This is a genomic window from Nocardioides sp. P5_C9_2 (assembly GCF_054049555.1).
In genome coordinates, this window is sequence record NZ_JBFUMD010000457.1 from 1 (window position 1) to 3127 (window position 3127).

3 protein-coding genes and 1 pseudogene are annotated in these 3127 nt (G+C 74.1%); 2 read left to right on the top strand and 2 right to left on the bottom strand.

Annotation, left to right across the window (positions count from 1 at the left end):
• The coding region (locus ACXJKL_RS18035) for a glycosyltransferase (protein WP_457208384.1) at positions 1-548 on the top strand (548 nt) is incomplete at its 5' end.
• 69 nt (positions 549-617) lie between these two features.
• On the opposite strand, the gene ACXJKL_RS18040 is transcribed toward ACXJKL_RS18035, so the two are convergent.
• A complete protein-coding gene (locus ACXJKL_RS18040) occupies positions 618-776 on the bottom strand; it encodes a DUF2613 family protein (protein ID WP_457208385.1) in 159 nt (52 codons plus the stop codon).
• An 86-nt stretch (positions 777-862) separates the two neighbouring features.
• Entirely contained in the window at positions 863-2578 is a 1716-nt protein-coding gene (locus ACXJKL_RS18045) for a hypothetical protein (RefSeq protein ID WP_457208386.1), read from the bottom strand.
• An 85-nt stretch (positions 2579-2663) separates the two neighbouring features.
• Here ACXJKL_RS18045 and ACXJKL_RS18050 point away from each other — a divergent pair.
• Positions 2664-3127, top strand: a pseudogene (locus tag ACXJKL_RS18050) (lipopolysaccharide biosynthesis protein); the annotation flags it as partial.

Here is a 3127-nt window from a genome sequence, read left to right on the forward strand (position 1 = left end):
GTCTCGTCCCGCACAAGCAGGTGGAGCACGCCATCGACGCGGCGCTCGAGCTGCGCGACCGCCACCCCGACCTGCGGCTCCACGTCGTGGGCGGCGGCTGGTGGGAGGCCGAGCTGCACGCGTACGCCGCCGCCCGTGGCGCGGGCGACACCGTGGTCTTCGAGGGCCACGTCGACGAGCGGCGCAAGCACGAGGTCTACGAGCAGGCGTGGCTGCTGGCCCTGCCGTCGCTCAAGGAGGGCTGGGGCCTGGTGATCGGCGAGGCCGGGATGCACCGGACGCCGACGGTGGCCTACCGGTCGGCGGGGGGCACCCGGGAGTCGGTCTCCGACGGACGCTCCGGCGTGCTGGTCGACGACGAGGGGGCGTTCACCGCAGCCCTGGGCCGGTTGGTGGAGGACCGCGGGGAACGGGTCCGTCTGGGCGACGGAGCCCACGCGATGAGCCACCAGTTCACCTGGGGACACGCGCAGGAGTCGTTCGCCCACGTCGTGGCCAGCGCGCTGCGCGGCGAGATGATCGACAGCCAGGACCCGGACGAGGAGTAGTCCTCCCGGGCAAGAGGTCGGGTCCGTGAGGACCTGACCGGAGGCGCAGCGACGAGCCGCGCCCGCGGGTCACTCCGCGACGGTGCCGTACTCGAGGGCCGGGGCCTCGGCGTTGGCCGGGGACTGGTCGGGGGCACCCGTCTGGGACGAGATGACGCCCATCAGCGTGGTGACTCCAAGAACAGCACCGGCAACGATGCTCACGAGCGGCGCGACGACAGATCCCATAGTGGATGACCCTCCTCAGGTACGACGCGGACCCTACCAGTCGGTAGACCCCCGTGTGCCAATTGCCGCACCGAATCTCCCCGACCTCAGGGACGGGCCCGACGACGACGGCGTAGCCCCAGACCGAGGGCCCCCACGGGCACCAGCAGCCAGGCCAGCCAGGCCGCCGCCATCGCCGTCCTCCGGGCACCCGACGGCTCCGACACGGTGGCCGGTCCGAGCTCGATCACGGTGAGGTCACCGTCCAGCGTGGTCGTGCCGGCCAGCTCGGGCACCGGGTAGCCCTCGATCTGCTCCACCACGGCGACCGAGACCCCCGCGGCGCGCAGCTGCGCGGACCGCGCCCCGGGCGATGCGGCGTCCAGGGCGGCTGCCACCCGGGCCGCGCGGGGGTCCTCCCCCGCGACCCTGGCTCCCGAGACGACCAGCTCGTCGTTGACGACCACCGGTCGGTCCGGGTAGCGGCCCAGCGGGTCCAGCACCCTGCGACCGCCGTTCCACGCCGGGGCCCGGTAGCTCACGAAGGGCAGTGACACCGCGTCGCCGGCCGGGGCCTGTGAGACCACGGCTCGGGCGTCGTCGTACGCCGCGGGGTAGGCGACGGCCTCGAGTCGTCCACCCACGCCCCACAGCGCGTCGGGCATCAGGCTCAGCGGCACCAGGACCAGCACGCCGCCGACCAGCACCCGCGTCGCGTGGTCCGGCAGGCGGTCGAGGAGTGCGTCGAGGGCCACGGCCACCAGCACGACGACGAGCGGGACGGCCAGCCCCAGCAGGCGTGCACCATCGCGGACCAGTCCGCCCCCGGGGACGTGCGCGGCCAACTCGCCGAGCACGCCCGGGGCCGCCCAGCTGAGCACGGCCAGGCCCGTCCCCACCACCCAGCACACGACCAGCCCGCCGAGCCCGACCACGTGCGCGCGGCCCCGGACCACGCGCACGAGGCCGACGACCGCAGCGCCCATCAGGACGATGGTCATCACGAGTCCGGCCCAGCCGGTGCGCGAGGTCGGCACGACCTCGGCGTTCCAGATGCCGCCGAACGAGAGCGCCGCCAGCGCCCCGGGCAGCAACCCCTCGCCGGCGGTGGCGAAGAGCTCCGCCCCCGTGGGGTCGGACGTCGCGGACGAGGACTGCACCAGGCCGGCCACCAGCCACGGTGCGTTGGCGGCCAGCAGCCAGCCGACCAGGACCAGGGTGCGGCGGGTGTCCGAGCGGCGTACGCCGACGGCCAGCGCGGCGACGGCGGTCGCCAGGCCGGCACTGGCGCTCAGGCTGCCCAGGAGCAGGAGGAGCGGCAACCGCGCCGGGTGGGTCTCCCCCTCCGGGTGGCGCAGCGAGGCGACCACCCACAGCAGGGCGGCGTACCCCACCAGCAGCGGCCAGTGCCCGATCACGAGGCGCTCCACGACGAAGGGGTTCCAGACGGCCAGCGTCGCGGCGACGAGACGGGCGGCGGTGGAACGGTCCCGCACGAGCGCTGCGGCTCCCGTCCCGGCCGCCGCGAGGGCACCGACGAGGACGACCTTCTGGAGGACGACGGCGGGCACGACGTCGTCCAGCACCGCGACGAGCGCGTCGGAGGGCACGGCCCGCGGCAGCGCCGTGCCCAGCCCGAGGGTGTCGGCGCGCAGGTCGAGCTGCGGCACCCAGACCATGTCGTAGCTGAGCACGTAGCCCCACCCCAGCGCCGGCCCGAGCACCAGCACGGAGAGCAGGACCGACCAGGCGGCGGGCAGCCACGTGACGGTGCGGCCGCGAGCCGCGTCGACGGTGGTAGGGGCGGGTCTCCTCGCGGACACCGTTCCTCCTCCCAGCACGCCGGCGCTCCGGCGGAGCAGGCGGGCGTCCGACCCTACTGGCTGTCGACCCCTTAGGCTCCCGTCCGTGGCAGTCACCCATCGCGTCCGCAGCATGGCTCGGAGCAGCGCCGGCATCGCGGTCGCGATGGGCATCATGAACATCGCCACCTACGGCTTCACCATGCTCGCGACCTACCTGCTGGGTCCCAAGGACTACGGCGCGCTGATCGCGGCGATGAACTTCCTGATGGTCGTCAGTGTCCTCTCCCTCGGGCTCCAGGCCACGGCGGCACGGCGCATCTCCGCCGATCCCGGCCACGTGGGCCAGATCGAGCGCTCCATCATGCGCGTCACCTACCGCGCCTCGCTGGCCCTCGGGCTGCTGCTGCTGGCGCTGACCCCGGTCATCGACCGGTTGCTGCGACTCGACAGCCTGATGACCACCGCCCTCATCGCGGTCGCCGCGGTCCCGCTGACCGTCATGGGCGGACTGGCGGGCATCCTGCAGGGCGAGCGCCGTTGGGCCCCCCTCGGTCTGGTGTACATCGC

Excerpts from the sequence above, each read along its gene's own strand:
- ACXJKL_RS18040 (WP_457208385.1), bottom strand. The coding sequence starts at position 776 with ATGGGATCTGTCGTCGCGCCGCTCGTGAGCATCGTTGCCGGTGCTGTT.